This is a genomic window from Rhizobacter sp. LjRoot28 (genome assembly GCF_964253025.1).
Classification (GTDB): domain Bacteria; phylum Pseudomonadota; class Gammaproteobacteria; order Burkholderiales; family Burkholderiaceae_C; genus Rhizobacter.
The window spans coordinates 2441864-2458107 of sequence record NZ_CAXUQC020000001.1; the positions used below are offsets into that span (position 1 = coordinate 2441864).

A 16244-nucleotide genomic window follows, 5' to 3' on the forward strand; every position below is an offset into this window, starting at 1 on the left:
ACGCGGCAACTGCCCTGGGCTGAGTGCCGCGTCCTGATCAAGGCCGCTGAAGTGCGCGTTACTTGCGGGTGTAGATCTGGTCGAATACGCCGCCGTCCGCAAAGTGGGTCTTCTGCGCCTGCGTCCAGCCACCGAACACCTCGCCGATGGTGAACAGGTTCACCTTGGGAAAGCTGCGTGCGTACTTCGCGGCCACGGCGGGATCAATGGGCCGATAGAAATTGCGAGCGGCGATCTCCTGGCCTTCGGTGCTGTAGAGGTATTCGAGGTAGGCGGAGGCGACCTCACGCGTGCCGCGCTTGTCCACGACCTTGTCGACCACCGCCACCGGCGGCTCGGCCAGGATGCTCGAGGGCGGGTAGACGATGTCGAACTTGCCGTCGCCGAATTCCTTGATGGAGAGGTGTGCCTCGTTTTCCCAGGCCAGCAGCACGTCGCCGATGCCCCGTTCTGCGAAGGTGACGGTGGAGCCCCGGGCGCCCGAGTCCAGCACGGGCACGTTCTTGAACAAGGCCGACACGAACTCCCGCGCCCGGGCGTCGGTGCCGCCGGGCTGGCGGAGCGCGTACCCATAGGCGGCCAGGTAGCCCCAGCGGGCGCCGCCCGACGTCTTGGGGTTGGCCGTGATGACGGAGACGCCCGGCTTGACGAGGTCGCCCCAGTCCTTGATGCCCTTCGGGTTGCCCTTGCGAACCAGGAAGATGTAGGTCGACGTGTAGGGAGCACTGTTGTGCTTCAGGCGCTTTTGCCAGTCCGGCGCGATGAGCTTGGCCTTCTGGGCGATCTCGTCGATGTCGTAGGCGAGCGCGAGGGTCGTGACGTCGGCGTCGATGCCGTCGATGACGGAGCGCGCCTGCTTGCCCGACCCGCCGTGCGATTGCTTGACCGTCACGGTGTCTCCGGTCTTGGCCTTCCAGTGCCGGGCGAACGCAGCGTTGTACTCGGTGTAGAGCTCGCGCGTCGGGTCATAGGAAACGTTCAGCAGCGTGATGTCCTTGGCCGGGCTGGCCGCGGAGAAGGCCAATGCGGCGGCGGCGAGCCAGAGCTGAACAGGACGGAGGCGGGTCATTCGGGTTCCTTGTGGTCTGCGGGATCTGCGGGCGTCCACCCGCGTTGCCCGCATCGTAGGAACGCAAGTGCGCGACGGGAACGAATGAAAGAGCCGATGCTCATTCGATTTTCGATGAAGGCCCTGGTCCCTTCATCGGGCGGCCGCCATGGCACAGTGCCGGACCGCACCTCTTCGATTCGCCCCTCAGCCCATGACGTCCACCCCTGCCGCTTCACCCGACGACGTGATTGCGTTCTGGCGAGAAGCCGGGCCCAGCCGCTGGTTCGCCAAGGACGAGGCCTTCGATGCCACGTTCCGCCAGCGTTTCGAGGCGGCTCATGAAGCGGCGGCTTCGGGCCGCCTGGCCGCATGGGAAGAAGCGGCGGACGGATCGCTCGCCTTGCTCGTCCTGCTCGACCAGTTCCCGCGCAACGCCTATCGTGGCACGGCGCGCATGTTTGCGACCGACGCGCAGGCGCTGGCCCTTGCCAGACGTGCCGTGGAACGGGGCTTTCCCCGGTCTGTGGAACCGGGCCTGCGCGGCTTTTTCCATCTCCCGTTCTCGCACACGGAGGAACTCGCTGATCAGCGGCGGGCGGTGGAGCTGAACGCGGGTGCCGATGCCAAGTGGCTGCACTTCGCTGAAATCCACCTTGAAGTGATCGAGCGGTTCGGTCGCTTCCCTCACCGCAACGCGGTACTCGGCCGCGTGACGACGCAGGCCGAACAGCGGTTCCTCGACGAAGGCGGCTTCGCGGGCTGAACGCCGGTCGTGCCCGCGGGCGCTGCCGGGCACTCGACAGCAGACATCCGGGACCTGAAAGACCTGTCAGCTTGCGCCCCGGGGAAGGACGTGTTCGACTGCAGTATCGAAGCGTGGCCTCGCCGCCTGCAGGGCGCCGCTCGATGCACTTCCGCGCAGCCGCCACCACGGAGCCGTCCATGAACACGCCTTCCGACGACCTCATCGATCTTGCCGCGCCGCTCGCCTCCGATCCGGCCAGCGATTCGCCCGAGACCCTCGTGTGGCGCCTGTTATGCGCTCGAACGCTCGCCGACGTCGACCCTGCCTTGAACGGCATCCCTGCCGATGACCTGGCGGCGACGCTCAGCCGCACGGCCGCCTACCGCACGCTCCCCGCCGACACGGCGGCGTACCTGTGGCTCGCCCGCACCGATGAGGACGCCGACCAGCCACTGCCCCCGGTGAACTGAGCGCCTCGGCAGCGGGTCAGAAGAAGCCAGCCTGCTGGACGCCGCTCACCACGGCCTTCGTCAGCGAGTCGAGTTGCCACTCGAGGTTGTCGGCCTGCCTCGTGCTGGCCTTGCCGGTCCACATGAGCCGACCCGTGGCTGCGTCGGTCAGGCTTGCATTGGCGACGTAGCCCTGGCTGATGCGCGAACCGCCGATCGGGGCCGAGACGCCGAAGCCGCCAAACCCGCGTCCGCCGAAACCGCCGCCCATGCCGATGCCGACCGAAACACCGGAGCCGCCGCCGAACCGCGGTACATCCGGGGTGATGGCGGTCGTGAAGATCACCCGCGCCTTGACGGCGCGCGCCTCGTCACTGGCACGCTGTGCGGTGCGCTCCGCGGAGGTGGGGATCACGGCCGTGTTGGCGCCGAGCGTTCGCAGCTCGGTGGCGACGCGGTCCTGGCACATCTGCCGCACCACGGGCTCATCCGATTCGCAGACCACAAGGACGGTGGCGCCGCGCAGCGACTCGACCGGCTGGCTGTTGTCCTTCCACTGCGCGTCCAGTGGTGCGACGCCGCAGCCGGCGAGCAGCACGCCGGCCAGCAAGGGCGCGACGGAGTGGGAAAGCGAGGGAGTGCGCATGGAAAGAGGCAACATGTTGTTTCTCCGGCAAGCGGCTGTGGCCGCCTTGGCTTTGTACCCGAGGGCCCGTTTCCGTTCCGCCCGGGCCCTCGTCGCCCAGCGTAGCGCGCGACCGGCAAAAGCCGGTGCAGGATTTCGCCGCCCTCTCACGTCGGCGAAATCCGGGAAAAAGTCGGCATTCGCGCGGCCGGCACGCAACAGCCCTGAGACCTCTCCACCGTTCGCATCGAGCGCCCCTTCGGCGGCCTGGGCCTCGACAGGAATCCGGGCTAGTTAGAGCCTGAAGCGCTCACTGTGCGCACCATGAAAGACACCGCATCCGCTGGATTGACGTCCAACTTCTGGGGCGCGGTTCCCGGCGGCCGCATGTCGTTTGCGCCTGCGCAGGCTCGGCGCGGAGCCGCTCCGCTGCACCGAACCGCACGCTCGCCCCTTCAGGGCTTGCCGGCCCGGTACCGGTAGTCCGTCGGGACGAAACTGAACCCCGCCGACTCGCGCCGCAGGTGCCCGATGCCCGGGAATGGCAAGTGCGCTCCGGCGACCATCCGGCGCTGCCGGGCAAGCCGATCGAACTGCTGCTCACGCTGGGACCGCGCCGCCGGCGGTTCGACGTCATAGACGATCGTCACCTCCGGGCGGGCCATCTGCACCGCTTGCACATGCAGCACGTCGCCGATGAACTCGATGGCCGCGCCCTCGCTTTCCAGCACGAAGAAGGCGTGCCCTGGCGTGTGACCGGGTGTCGGCACGGCCCGGACGGCCGGGATGACCGGCGTTGTTCCGGCAAAACCCTTCAGCTTGCCGGCCGCGCGGTACGGCTGCAGGCTGACGTGGGCTTGCTCGAAGTAGATCTTGTCATAGCCACCGACGCCAGCGCGATGGGCCGGGTCGAGAAAGAAGTCGAGGTCGGCCTGCCCGACATGCACGGTGGCGCGACGGAATACCGGGCGCCCGTTCCCGTCGACCAGGCCACCGCTGTGGTCGGTGTGCACGTGGGTAAGGAGAATGTCGTCGACCTGGTCCGGATGGTAGCCGGCGGCGCACAGGCTGGCCACCAGCTTGCCACCCGCCCCCGGGCCGAAGAAGGCCCCTGCCCCGGCGTCGACCAACGCCAGGCGTGAACCTGACTCGATGAGGTACGCATTGATGGAGGCCTCGATCGGATTGCTGAGGAACGCGCGGTGAAGCAGGTGATCGATGTCGTCCTTGTGAGCATCCCGCAGCAAGGCGTGCAGGTCTTGCGGCACAGTCCCATCGGACAAGGCGACCACCGTGACCCCGCCCACCTGGAACCGGTAGAACGCTGCCTGCGATGCCTCGGGCGCGGATGCTGCGCATGATGCGGATGCTTCGCGCGTCCCGGCGGTGGCCGGCCATGCCGAGGCCAGCAACAGCGCACCTGCGAGCGCGAGCGCGACTGCGGACCGCCCGCCCGGAAGGGAACGAGGCGTCGAAGGTCCGCCGACTTGGAAATAAGATGGAATCACGTTCTGGCCCTTTGTTGAAGAGGCCTGAACGATAGGTCCCGAGTGGGCTTGACCGTTAATCGGATTTGGGAATGCGAGGTATGGGGTCCATGGATATCAGGCGCTCGGATCTGCCACTGCTGATTTCACTCGACGCCTTGCTCGAGGAACTGAACGTCACCCGGGCGGCGAGGCGCTTGAACCTCAGCCAGCCGGCCATGTCGGGGCAGCTGGCCCGGCTCCGCGAGCTGTTCGGAGACCCACTGCTCGTGCCCGCGCAGGGCGGACGCGGCATGGCACCCACACGCCGCGCGCTGGAGCTCAAGCCGCGGCTCAACGAGGCGCTTCGGCTCCTGCACGGGGCCGTCCTGCCGAGCGAGGGGTTCGACCCCGCCGCGGCCCGCCGCACCTTCGTCATCGCGGCCAACGACAGCGTCTTCACCATCCTCGGCTTGCCTGCCCTCGCCCGCATCATGGCCCTCGGCAACCCCAGCCTGCGGGTGAGCTTCGTCGGCACGAGCGACGACGACCTGGCGGCGCGCATGGAGCGCGGCGAGGTCGACCTGTTCCTCGGCGACCAAGGCAAAGTGCCTGCGTCGCTGAAGGCGAGGTTCCTGATGAGCGACGGCTTCGAGATGGCCCAGCGCAACGGCCATCCGCGCGGGCCGCGTCCGGCGTCGCTCGACGAGTACTGCAGCCTGTCCCACGTGATGGTGTCGCAGCTCGGGCAGTCCAACAGCCACATCGACGAACTGCTGGCGGCGGTCTCGCGCACGCGCCACGTGGCGGTCACGGTCCCGAGCTACAACCAGGTCGCGCTCGTGCTGGCCAACACCGACTGCGTGGCAACGCTCCCCACGCGGCTGCTGATGCGCTACGGGGCGATGCTGGAGATCCTGCCGGCGCCCATCGACGTGCCGCCGTTCCGCCTTTCGATGGCGTGGCATCCTCTGGCCCAACCGGATGCGGGCCATCAGTGGTTGCGCGCCCTGTTCGTCTCGGTGGCCGCCCTCTCCGGCTCGGCGCCCTGACGATCGGGCCGACCGCCGGCGAGCATGGCATCGTCGTCGAAGGCGGATGCACGGGTCAGCGCGCACCGACAGCCCAGCCGGTGCCACCCGGTCCCTCGGCGCTCGCGGCGCTCAGAGCGATCAGCGCCGGAGCTTGTCCTCGTAGTCCGTGTTGTTCACGTACCCGGCCGATCCTTCCTGGGAAATGACCCTTGCCGGAATCCCGACCACAACGGCGTTGTCCGGCACGTCACGCGTGACGACCGCGTTCGCACCGATCGCGACGTTGTTGCCGATCCGGACGGCTCCGACCAGCTTCGCCCCAGGCCCGATGTAGACGTTGTCGCCCACGATCGGGCAACCCTTGTTTCGTCCGCGATTGGCCTGCCCCAGCGTGACGCCTTGGGAAATGTTGCAGTTCTTCCCGATCACGCTCTCCCCGTTCACCACGATGCCGCCAAAGTGGCCGATGTAGAACCCACTGCCGATGCGGGTGCCCGAGGGAATCGAGATGCCGAACTTGTAGATGAGTTGGCCGAGCCTGAACCGACAGAGCGGAAACAGGGCGAACTTCAGCAGGCGGTGGCGCTTGGTGTAGCCGCAAGTCCGCATCCAGAAGCTGTACTTGAACGCTTCGCCCACCAGCAGGTAGCGGATGAGGGTCAGCGCGTCGGCTTTTCCGGTGATCCGATACAGGTCTGACATCACCAGGTACTTGTACTCACTGAATCTCATGGGTCTCCCTCGTGGACGCGACGACTGCAGCCGCCGGCGACTTGCGGCCGGCATCCCGGACACGGGTGGCCGGACGCACATGGCGCAGCAGTGTAGTGCGACGGACGAACGCGTCACTCGAGGCGCGCGGCATCGGACCGCGGCGCCATGCCTGCGCGGGCCGAGTCCCGAACCGCTTGGGGGACTCGGCGGGGCTCACCCAAGCGGGCTCAACCCACCCAGCGACGCGCGTTGGCGAAGAGGCGCGACCACGGGCTCGGCGCCGACCGGTCACCCGAGGTCCAGCTCATCTGCACGTTGCGGAACACGCGCTCGGGGTGCGGCATCAACGCGGTGAAGCGCCCGTCCGGCGTCGTAACCGCAGTGAGTCCTTCGGGACTGCCGTTCGGGTTGAACGGGTAGGCCTCGGTCGGTGCCCCGTGGTGGTCGACGAAACGCATGGCCCGCTGGACGCGCGTGGCATCGCCGCGCTGGGAGAAGTCGGCATAACCTTCGCCGTGAGCGACCGCGATCGGCATCCGGCTTCCGGCCATGCCGGTGAAGAACACCGACGGACTCTCCAGCACCTCGACCAGACTCAGGCGCGCCTCGAACTGCTCGCTGCGGTTGCGGGTGAACTTGGGCCAGTGCTCCGCGCCCGGAATGATGGGTGACAGGGCCGCCAGCATCTGGCAGCCGTTGCACACGCCCAGCGCGAGGGTGTCCTGGCGCTTGAAGAAGGCCTCGAACTGTTCGGCCAGTGAAGGGTTGAACATGACCGAACGGGCCCAGCCTTCGCCCGCGCCGAGCGTGTCGCCGTAGCTGAACCCGCCACAGGCGACGAACCCCTGGAAGTTCGAGAGCACTGCGCGGCCCGACTGCAGGTCGCTCATGTGCACGTCGAACGTGTCGAAGCCGGCCTTCGCCATGGCGTAGCTCATCTCGACATGGCTGTTCACGCCCTGCTCGCGCAGGATGGCCATGCGGGGCCGCGCGAGATGGAGGTACGGCGCGGCCACGTCCTCCCGAGGATCGAAGCTCAGGTGCAGGTGCAGCCCGGGGTCCTCGGCACGGCCGGCTGCCGCATGCTCGGCATCGGCACAGCTCGGGTTGTCGCGCAACCGGGCAATGCGCCAGCTCACGTCATCCCACGCCTGGTGCAACTCGGCCAGCGGCGCGCTGAACACCGCCTTCGCGTCGCGCCACACTTCCACCAGCCCGCGCTCGTTGGTCTTGCCGATGAAGTGACTGTGCTTGCTCAGGCCGTGTTCCCGCAGGGTTTGCATCACCTCGTTGCGCACGGCGGTGGGCACCTGCAGCACCACGCCCAGCTCCTCGTTGAAGAGCGCCCGCAAGGTGAGCTCGTTGCGGCGTGCGCCCACCTGGGTCGCCCAGTTCTTGGAGTCACCGTATTCGGCACGGCTGTCGTTGATGCCGTCGCCTTCGGTCACGAGCATGTCGACGTTGAGGCTGATGCCCCGGTGCCCCGCGAACGCCATCTCGCAGGCCGCCGCCCACAGCCCGCCGTCACTGCGGTCGTGGTACGCCAGCACGCGGCCTTGCGCCCGCAGCGCGTTCACTGCAGCGACCAGTGCCTTGAGTTGCGCGGGGTCGTCGAGGTCCGGCACGCGGTCACCGAACTGGTTGAGCACCTGGGCCAGCATGGAGCCGCCCAGGCGGTTGCGGCCCTCTCCCAGGTCGATGAGCACCAGCGTGGTGTCGCCGGCTTGCAGTTCGGGGGTCAGGGTAGGCCGCACGTCGGCCAGCGTCGCGAAGGCCGTGACGACCAGGCTCACCGGAGCCGTGACCTGGCGCGTCTCGCCGTCGTGGCTCCAGCGGGTGCGCATGGAGAGGCTGTCCTTGCCCACGGGCACGCTGATGCCGAGCGCCGGGCACAGCTCCATGCCCACGGCGCGGACCGTCTCGTAGAGTGCAGCGTCTTCGCCGGCCTCGCCGCAGGCGGCCATCCAGTTGCAGCTGAGCTTGACCCGCGGCAGGTCGATCGGGGCGGCCAGGAGGTTGGTGATGGCTTCGGCCACCGCCATGCGACCCGATGCGGGGGCATCGAGTGCGGCCAGCGGTGTGCGCTCGCCCATGCTCATCGCCTCGCCCTGGAAGCCGGCGTAGTCGGCCAGGGTCACGGCGCAGTCGGCCACCGGCACCTGCCAGGGGCCGACCATCTGGTCGCGACTGTTGAGGCCACCCACCGTGCGGTCGCCGATGGTGATCAGGAATCGCTTGCTCGCCACCGTGGGGTGCCGGAGCACGTCGAAGGCCACCTTGTCGAGCGAAACGTCGGTCAGGTCGACGGCGGCGAACTGGCGGGACACCCGCTTCACGTCGCGGTGCATCTTCGGCGGCTTGCCGAGCAACACCTCCATGGGCATGTGGATGGCCTGCTCGCCGCCAGGCCCGTCCTCCAGCACGAGCTCCGGTTCGGCGGTGGTCACGCCCACCACCGCGAAGGGGCAGCGTTCACGTTCGCAGAACGCCTGGAAGACCGGCAGGGCCTCGGGCGACACCGCCATGACGTAGCGTTCCTGGCTCTCGTTGCACCAGATTTCCTTCGGAGCCAGCCCCGACTCCTCGAGCGGCACCTGGCGCAGGTCGAAGCGCGCGCCAAGGCCCGCACCATCCACCAGCTCGGGAAAGGCGTTCGAGATGCCCCCAGCGCCCACGTCGTGGATGGCGAGGATCGGGTTGTCCGTACCGAGCGACCAGCAGTGGTTGATGACCTCCTGGGCGCGGCGCTGGATCTCGGGGTTCCCGCGCTGCACGGAGTCGAAGTCGAGTTCGGCCGCGTTTGCGCCGGCCGCCATCGAACTCGCGGCGCTTCCGCCCATGCCGATGCGCATGCCCGGGCCGCCGAGCTGGATCAGCAGCGTGCCGGCGGGGAACTGCACCTTGCGCGTCTGCGAGGCGGAGATCTGGCCCAGGCCGCCCGCGATCATGATGGGCTTGTGATACCCGCGGCGAACGGCGTCGGCGCCCTGGCCCACGGTCTGTTCGTAGACGCGGAAATAGCCGCCCAGATTGGACCGGCCGAATTCGTTGTTGAAGGCGGCGCCGCCGAGCGGGCCGTCGATCATGATCTGCAGCGGGCTGGCGATGTGCTCGGGCTTGCCCACGGGATCCTGCTCCCAGGGTTCGTCCGTGCCGGGCAGGTGCAGGTTGGAGACGCTGAAGCCGGTCAGGCCGGACTTCGGGCGCGAACCGCGGCCGGTGGCGCCTTCGTCACGGATTTCCCCGCCCGCGCCGGTGGACGCGCCCGGGAAGGGCGAGATGGCGGTCGGGTGGTTGTGCGTCTCGACCTTCATCAGGACGTGCACGGTGTCCTCGCGCGCGCCATAGCGGCCGTCTTCACCGGGCAGCCAGCGCTCCACCGACCCGCCCTCCATCACCGAGGCGTTGTCGCTGTAGGCGATGACGGTGTGCTGGGGCGCCAGCTGGTGGGTGTTGCGGATCATCTGGAACATCGAGCGTTCCTGCGGCTCGCCGTCGATGGTGAAGGCCGCATTGAAGATCTTGTGCCGACAGTGCTCGCTGTTGGCCTGGGCGAACATCATGAGTTCGACGTCGGTCGGGTTGCGCTTCAGCCCGGTGAAGGCGTCGACCAGGTAGTCGATCTCATCGTCCGACAAGGCCAGGCCGAATTCCCGGTTCGCGCTGACCAATGCGACGCGACCCTGGCCCAGCACGTCCACGTGGGCCATGGGGCGGCCGGCCTGTTCGTCGAACAGGTGGGCTGCGTCGTCGCGGGCCAGCAGCACGCTTTCGGTCATGCGGTCGTGCAGCAGTGCGGCGGCCGCCTGCAACTCTTCCGCCGCAAGCGGCTTGACCCCACCCAGCAGGCCGCCCTTGAGGCTGAGCCGGAACTCGGTCACCCGCTCCACCCGCTTGATGGCCAGACCGCAGTTGTGCGCGATGTCGGTCGCCTTGGAGGCCCAGGGCGACACCGTCCCCAGCCGAGGTGCCACCACCACCAGGGCGCCCTCGTCGGGACCGGTGTAGGCGTCTCCGTAGCGAAGGAGTTCCTGGAGCGTGTGCCGGGCGGGCTCGGCCAGCGGCGCCTCGCTCCACACCCAGTGCACATGACGGGCCGCAACGCCCGTGATCCGGGAGGACACCGCCTGCAGCCGGGGCAGCAGGGCCTGGGCGCGGAAGGCCGACAAGGCGTTGCCGCCTTCGAAATGCAGCAGATGCTTGGGGGTAGAAGTCACGCTGGAGGGGCTGGTTACGTGGGAAATCCGGGTGGGCGCCGATGGCTCCCGGCCGGTGAATCAGTGATTTTACGGGGTCGATGAGATAATTCCGAGCATGAGCATCGTGATCAAAGACGCCGCCGGGATCGCCGGCATGCGCACCGCCTGCCGGCTGGCCTCGGAAGTCCTGGACATGCTGACCCCGCACATCGTGCCGGGCATCACCACGCGCCAGATCGACCAGCTCGCCCATGACTACATGGTCAACGTGCAGGGCACCGTGCCTGCCACGCTGAACTACCAGCCGCCGGGACATCCGCCCTACCCCGCATCGTTGTGCACCTCGGTGAACGAGGTGGTCTGCCACGGCATCCCGAACGACATCCCGCTCAAGCACGGCGACATCATCAACATCGATGTCACCACCATCAAGGACGGCTGGCACGGCGACAACAGCCGCATGTTCCTGGTGGGCAAGTGCTCCATCGCCGCCAGCCGGCTGTGCAGCGTCACCTACGAGGCCATGTGGAAAGGCATCGTCAAGGTCAAGCCCGGCGCCCGGCTGGGCGACATCGGGCATGCCATCCAGACCTTCGCCGAGAACGCCGGCTACACCGTGGTGCGCGAGTTCTGCGGCCATGGCGTGGGCCAGAAGTTCCACGAGGAGCCGCAGGTGCTGCACTACGGCCGCCCGGGCACGCTCGAGGAACTGGTCCCGGGCATGATCTTCACGATCGAGCCCATGATCAACCTCGGCCGGCGCGACATCAAGGACGACCGCAAGGGCAACCGCCCCTACGACGGCTGGACCATCGTCACGAAAGACCGTTCGCTGTCGGCACAGTGGGAGCACACGATCCTCGTCACCGACACGGGCTACGAGGTGCTCACCCTGTCGGCCGGCAGCCCCCCGCCCCCGGACTTCGTCACCCAGTCCGCGGCCGTCGCGACCGTGGGCTGACGCTCCCATGTCGGCCGTGGCGGAAGCCGTCAGTCCGGCCACCGGCATCGCCGGCTTGCGCGCCCGCTTCCGGGAGGGCAAGACGCGCCTGCTGCAGGAGTTTCGCGAAAGCCGGGCGACGTCCTCCCACGCGACGCGCCTGCTGAAAGCACTGAGCCGCCATGTCGACGGTCTGCTGAGCGACCTGTGGACGCACGCCATGATGCCGCCCGGGGCCGCCCTGGTGGCCGTCGGCGGCTACGGCCGGGGCGAGCTTTTCCCGTACTCCGACATCGACGTCCTCGTCCTGCTGCCCGGCCCCGACGCCTGCGGCAACGACGCCCTGCGCTCGGCCATCGAAGGCTTCATCACCGCCTGCTGGGACATCGGGCTCGAGATCGGGTCGAGCGTGCGCACGGTGGACGAGTGCATTGCCGAGAGCCAGTCCGACGTCACCGTCCAGACGGCCCTGCTGGAATCCCGTTACCTGTGCGGCGCCAAGCGCGTCTTCAGCACGTTTCGCCGGGCCAACCTCGACGCGATGGACCCACGGGCCTTCCTGCGCGCCAAGACGCTCGAGATGCGCCAGCGCCACCAGAAGTACGAAGACACGCCGTACTCCCTGGAGCCGAACTGCAAGGAAAGCCCGGGCGGGCTACGCGACCTGCAGACGCTGATCTGGGTCGCCCGTGCGGCGGGTCTCGGCAAGAGCTGGACCGAGCTGGCCACCAAGGGACTCATCACCCCGTTCGAGGTGAAGCAGCTGCAGCGCAACGAAGGCCTGCTGCGACTCATCCGGGCGCGGCTGCACCTCGTTGCCGGCCGCCGCGAGGACCGGCTCGTCTTCGACCTGCAGACCGCCGTGGCCGAGAGCTTCGGCTACGCGCCCACGCAGGGCCAGCGTGTCTCCGAAGTGCTGATGCGCCGCTATTACTGGGCCGCCAAAGCCGTCACGCAGCTGAACCAGATCCTGATGCTCAACATCGAGGAACAGGTGAACGGTTCGCAGGATGCGCCGATGCAGCCCATCAACGACCACTTCCTCGACCGCGGCGGCATGCTCGAGGTGGCCAGCGACGACCTGTACGAGCGCGAACCGCACGCCATCCTCGAGACCTTCCTCGTCTTCCAGCAGACCCCCGGCCTCGAAGGCCTGTCGGCACGTACCCTGCGCGCGCTCTACAACGCGCGTGAGGTGATGAACAGCAGCTTCCGTCGGGACCCGGCGAACCGCGCGATGTTCATGCGCATCCTGTCGGCCCCGGAGGGCCAGACGCACGCCTTCCGGTTGATGAACCAGACCAGCGTGCTGGGGCGGTACCTCTGGGTGTTCCGCCGCATCGTCGGCCAGATGCAGCACGACCTGTTCCACGTCTACACGGTGGACCAGCACATCCTCATGGTGCTGCGGAACATGCGGCGCTTCTTCATCGCCGAGCACACGCACGAATACCCGTTCTGCTCACAGCTGGCGTCCACCTTCGACAAGCCGTGGCTGCTGTACGTGGCCGCCTTGTTCCATGACGTGGCCAAGGGCCGCGGCGGCGATCACTCCGAACTCGGTGCGACCGAGGTGCGCCGCTTCTGCCGTGACCACTGGATCGACAAGGAAGACACCGCGCTGGTGGAATTCCTCGTGGCCGGGCACCTCACCATGTCCCGCATCGCCCAGAAGGAAGACCTGAGCGACCCGGAAGTCATCGAGGCCTTCGCCCGCCGTGTGGGAACCGAGCGGCGCCTGACCGCGCTCTACCTGCTGACCGTCGCGGACATCCGGGGCACGAGTCCCAAGGTCTGGAACGCCTGGAAAGGCAAGCTGCTGGAAGACCTGTACCGCCTCGCGTTGCGGGCGCTGGGCGGCGCACGGCCGAACGTCGATGCCGAGATCGAGGCGCGCAAGCAGGAAGCGCGGCACATGCTCAACCTGTACTCCATGCTGCCCGACACCGAGCGGCCGCTGTGGGAGACGCTCGAACTCAGCTACTTCGCTCGCCATGATGCGGCCGACATCGCCTGGCATGCCAGGTCGCTCTTCCGGCACGTGAACGGCAGCGAGCCGGTGGTCAGGGCGCGCTTGTCGTCGCTCGGCGAGGGCCTGCAAGTGCTGGTCTACGCACCCGACCGCCCTGACCTCTTCGCACGCATCTGCGGCTACTTCGACGGCGCAGGTTTCAACATTCTCGAGGCGAAGATCCACACCACTCGCGCAGGCTACGCACTGGACACCTTCCAGGTCATCAGCCCGCAGCTCGACCAGCATTACCGCGACCTGATCTCCCTCGTGGAAACCCAGGCGACGCTGGCGCTCAAGGAAACCGGCCCGCTGCCCGAGCCGAACCGGGGTCGCCTCTCACGGCGCGTCAAATCGTTCCCCGTCACACCCCGGGTCACGCTGCGGCCGGACGAACGCGCCCAGCGCTGGATCCTGGGCGTGTCCACCAGCGACCGCTCCGGCCTGCTGTTCTGCATCGCCCGGGTGCTGGCGCGCCACCACATCAACCTGCAGCTCGCCAAGATCGTCACGCTGGGCGAGCGGGTGGAAGACGTCTTCCTGATCGACGGGCCGACCCTGGCGCAGAACCGCGCGCAGATCGCGATCGAAACCGAGCTGCTGGACGCCATCAGCGCCTGAGCCCGGCAGGCAACGCCAGCTTGCGCGGGGCGGAATCGCATCCGCACCTGCCCCGAAAGGCAGATCGCCATGCGGCCTTCTCAAAAGCCCTGTCCCCATGAGAAAACCCGGCGGAAGCCGGGTTCGAGGATGGGCGCCCCGGGTTCACGGAGAGCCCCCGGCAAGAAGCCGGGTTCAAGGACGACCCTTGGCCGGAGCCAGGTTCCCGGTGCACGACGGTCGCTCGCCAGCAAAGCCGCGCGAACGCCGGCACGGCCCCTCAGCCCATGTGCAGGCCGCCGTTCACCGAGAAGTCGGCGCCGGTTGCGAAACCGGACTCATCCGATGCCACCCAGGCCACGATGGAGGCGATGTCCTCCGGCGTTCCGAGGCGCTTGACCGGAATGCCCGCGACGATCTTGTCGAGCACGTCCTGGCGAATGGACTTCACCATGTCGGTGGCGATGTAGCCGGGGCTCACGGTGTTGACCGTCACGCCCTTGTTGGCCACTTCCTGGGCCAGCGCCATCGTGAAGCCGTGCATGCCCGCCTTGGCTGCGGAGTAGTTCGTCTGCCCGAACTGACCCTTCTCGCCGTTGACCGAGCTGATGTTGATGATGCGGCCCCAGCCCCGCTCCAGCATGTCCTCGATCACCTGCTTGGTGACGTTGAACAGGCTCGTCAGGTTGGTTTCGATGACGGCGTCCCAATCGGCGCGGCTCATCTTGCGGAACATGCCGTCGCGGGTGATGCCGGCGTTGTTCACCAGCACGTCGATCGGCCCATGCTCGGCCTTGGCCTTCTGGAAGGCCGCCACCGTGGAGTCCCAGTCGCCCACGTTGCCGACGGAGGCGTAGAAGGTGAAGCCCATCGCCTTCTGCTCGTCCAGCCACTTCTTGAAATCACGGCTCGGACCGCAGCCTGCGATCACCTTGAAACCGTCCTTGTGCAGCCGCTGGCACAACGAGGTCCCGATGCCACCCATGCCGCCGGTGACGTATGCAATCTTCTGGGTCATTAACCTCTCCTTGTGATCAGTGAATGGGGATGACCAGGGTCTCCAGCCTCCCCCGGTGGCCCGCACCGGTCAACCGGGTTCCCCCTCGGAACCGGCCCGTGCGAACCCCGAATCTCCCGACCGACTGAGCACGCTCAGTCGGCATTGACGCGCCGGCGGCTCGCCGCTCAGCGCTCGACGGTCAACGCAACGCCCATGCCACCTCCGATGCACAGGCTGGCGATGCCCTTCTTGGCGCTGCGGCGCTGCATCTCGTGCAGCAGCGTGACCAGGATGCGCGCGCCCGATGCACCAATCGGGTGACCGATGGCGATGGCGCCGCCGTTCACGTTGACCTTGCTGGTGTCCCAGCCCATTTCGTTGTTGACCGCGCACGCCTGTGCGGCGAAGGCCTCGTTGATCTCGAGGAGGTCGAGATCGGTCGCCTTCCAGCCGGCGCGCTGCAGCGCCTTCTGGGAAGCCGGCACCGGGCCCATGCCCATGATCGACGGGTCGAGCGCCACGGTGGCGTAGCTCGCAATGCGGGCCAGGGGCGTGAGCCCCAGCTGGTCCGCCCGCTTGGCCGTCATGACCACGACGCCCGCAGCGCCATCGTTGATGCCGGATGCGTTGCCTGCCGTCACGCCGCCCGCCTTGTCGAAAGCGGGGCGCAGGCCGGCCAGCGCCTCGGCGGTGCTCTTGCGGTTGATGAACTCGTCCGCATCAAAGACGACCGGGTCGCCCTTCTTCTGCGGAATGCTCACCGGGACGATCTCGTCCTTGAACCGGCCCGCCTCCTGCGCGGCCACGGCCTTCTGCTGCGACGCCAGGGCGAAGGCGTCCTGCACTTCGCGGCTGATGCCATGCTTCTTGGCCACGTTCTCGGCGGTGATGCCCATGTGGTACTGGTTGTAGACGTCCCACAAGCCGTCGGTGATCATGGTGTCGACCAGCTTCCAGTCGCCCATGCGCTGGCCGTCGCGCGAGTTCGGCAGCACGTGAGGCGCCAGGCTCATGTTCTCCTGGCCGCCGGCGATGACGATCTCGGAGTCGCCGTCGCGGATGGCCTGGGCGGCCAGCATCACCGCCTTCAAGCCCGAGCCGCACACGGCGTTGATGGTCATGGCCGGCACGCTCTGCGGCAGGCCGCTCTTGATGACCGTCTGGCGGGCGGGGTTCTGGCCCGAGCCGGCGGTCAACACCTGGCCGAGGATCACCTCGTTGATCTGGTCGCCGGCCAGCTTGGCGCGGCGAAGCAGGTCCACGACCACCGCCGCGCCAAGGTCCGGGGCGGCCGTCTTGGCCAGGGAGCCACCGAACTTGCCCACGGCGGTGCGGGCGGCGGCGACGATGACGATGTCAGTCATGGGAGTCTCTCCAGAGGGGAAGGAAGAAATCGGGTGGAGCAGGCGA

Annotated in this window: 12 protein-coding genes; 5 read left to right on the forward strand and 7 right to left on the reverse strand. The window is 67.8% G+C overall.

Annotated features, from left to right (window positions below; translation table 11 throughout):
- Window positions 1-58: 58 nt before the first annotated feature.
- The gene (locus tag ACSQ2F_RS11270; RefSeq protein ID WP_436022759.1) at window positions 59-1069 is read right to left on the reverse strand and encodes a sulfate ABC transporter substrate-binding protein; all 1011 of its coding nucleotides are present in this window, start codon (window positions 1067-1069) and stop codon (window positions 59-61) included.
- A gap of 193 nt (window positions 1070-1262) precedes the next feature.
- Between ACSQ2F_RS11270 and ACSQ2F_RS11275 the strand changes: the two genes are divergently transcribed.
- Both ACSQ2F_RS11275 and ACSQ2F_RS11280 read left to right on the forward strand, forming a co-directional pair.
- On the forward strand, window positions 1263-1814 hold the full coding sequence (locus ACSQ2F_RS11275) for a DUF924 family protein (protein ID WP_436022761.1): 552 nt from the start codon (window positions 1263-1265) through the stop codon (window positions 1812-1814).
- A gap of 179 nt (window positions 1815-1993) precedes the next feature.
- Window positions 1994-2266 (forward strand): hypothetical protein, encoded by a 273-nt coding sequence (locus tag ACSQ2F_RS11280; RefSeq protein WP_436022763.1) that lies wholly within the window; start codon window positions 1994-1996, stop codon window positions 2264-2266.
- A 16-nt stretch (window positions 2267-2282) separates the two neighbouring features.
- Here ACSQ2F_RS11280 and ACSQ2F_RS11285 read toward each other — a convergent pair whose 3' ends face one another.
- Complete coding sequence (locus ACSQ2F_RS11285; RefSeq protein WP_436022765.1) at window positions 2283-2906, reverse strand: hypothetical protein; 624 nt, start codon at window positions 2904-2906, stop codon at window positions 2283-2285.
- A gap of 419 nt (window positions 2907-3325) precedes the next feature.
- Window positions 3326-4162 (reverse strand): MBL fold metallo-hydrolase, encoded by an 837-nt coding sequence (locus tag ACSQ2F_RS11290; RefSeq protein WP_436026802.1) that lies wholly within the window; start codon window positions 4160-4162, stop codon window positions 3326-3328.
- A 305-nt stretch (window positions 4163-4467) separates the two neighbouring features.
- Here ACSQ2F_RS11290 and ACSQ2F_RS11295 point away from each other — a divergent pair, with 305 nt between their 5' ends.
- Complete coding sequence (locus ACSQ2F_RS11295; protein WP_436022767.1) at window positions 4468-5388, forward strand: LysR family transcriptional regulator; 921 nt, start codon at window positions 4468-4470, stop codon at window positions 5386-5388.
- A 120-nt stretch (window positions 5389-5508) separates the two neighbouring features.
- On the opposite strand, the gene ACSQ2F_RS11300 is transcribed toward ACSQ2F_RS11295, so the two are convergent.
- Entirely contained in the window at window positions 5509-6102 is a 594-nt protein-coding gene (locus ACSQ2F_RS11300) for a serine O-acetyltransferase (RefSeq protein WP_436022769.1), read from the reverse strand.
- A gap of 209 nt (window positions 6103-6311) precedes the next feature.
- The gene (purL, locus tag ACSQ2F_RS11305) at window positions 6312-10301 is read right to left on the reverse strand and encodes a phosphoribosylformylglycinamidine synthase (protein ID WP_436022771.1); all 3990 of its coding nucleotides are present in this window, start codon (window positions 10299-10301) and stop codon (window positions 6312-6314) included.
- 97 nt (window positions 10302-10398) lie between these two features.
- Here purL and map point away from each other — a divergent pair, with 97 nt between their 5' ends.
- Window positions 10399-11244, forward strand: coding sequence for a type I methionyl aminopeptidase (gene map / locus ACSQ2F_RS11310; protein ID WP_436022773.1), 846 nt, complete (start codon window positions 10399-10401; stop codon window positions 11242-11244).
- A gap of 7 nt (window positions 11245-11251) precedes the next feature.
- Complete coding sequence (locus tag ACSQ2F_RS11315; protein ID WP_436022775.1) at window positions 11252-13855, forward strand: [protein-PII] uridylyltransferase; 2604 nt, start codon at window positions 11252-11254, stop codon at window positions 13853-13855.
- A gap of 259 nt (window positions 13856-14114) precedes the next feature.
- Here ACSQ2F_RS11315 and ACSQ2F_RS11320 read toward each other — a convergent pair whose 3' ends face one another.
- Window positions 14115-14852, reverse strand: coding sequence for a 3-ketoacyl-ACP reductase (locus ACSQ2F_RS11320; protein ID WP_436022777.1), 738 nt, complete (start codon window positions 14850-14852; stop codon window positions 14115-14117).
- A 167-nt stretch (window positions 14853-15019) separates the two neighbouring features.
- Complete coding sequence (locus tag ACSQ2F_RS11325; RefSeq protein WP_436022779.1) at window positions 15020-16198, reverse strand: acetyl-CoA C-acetyltransferase; 1179 nt, start codon at window positions 16196-16198, stop codon at window positions 15020-15022.
- Window positions 16199-16244: the final 46 nt, after the last annotated feature.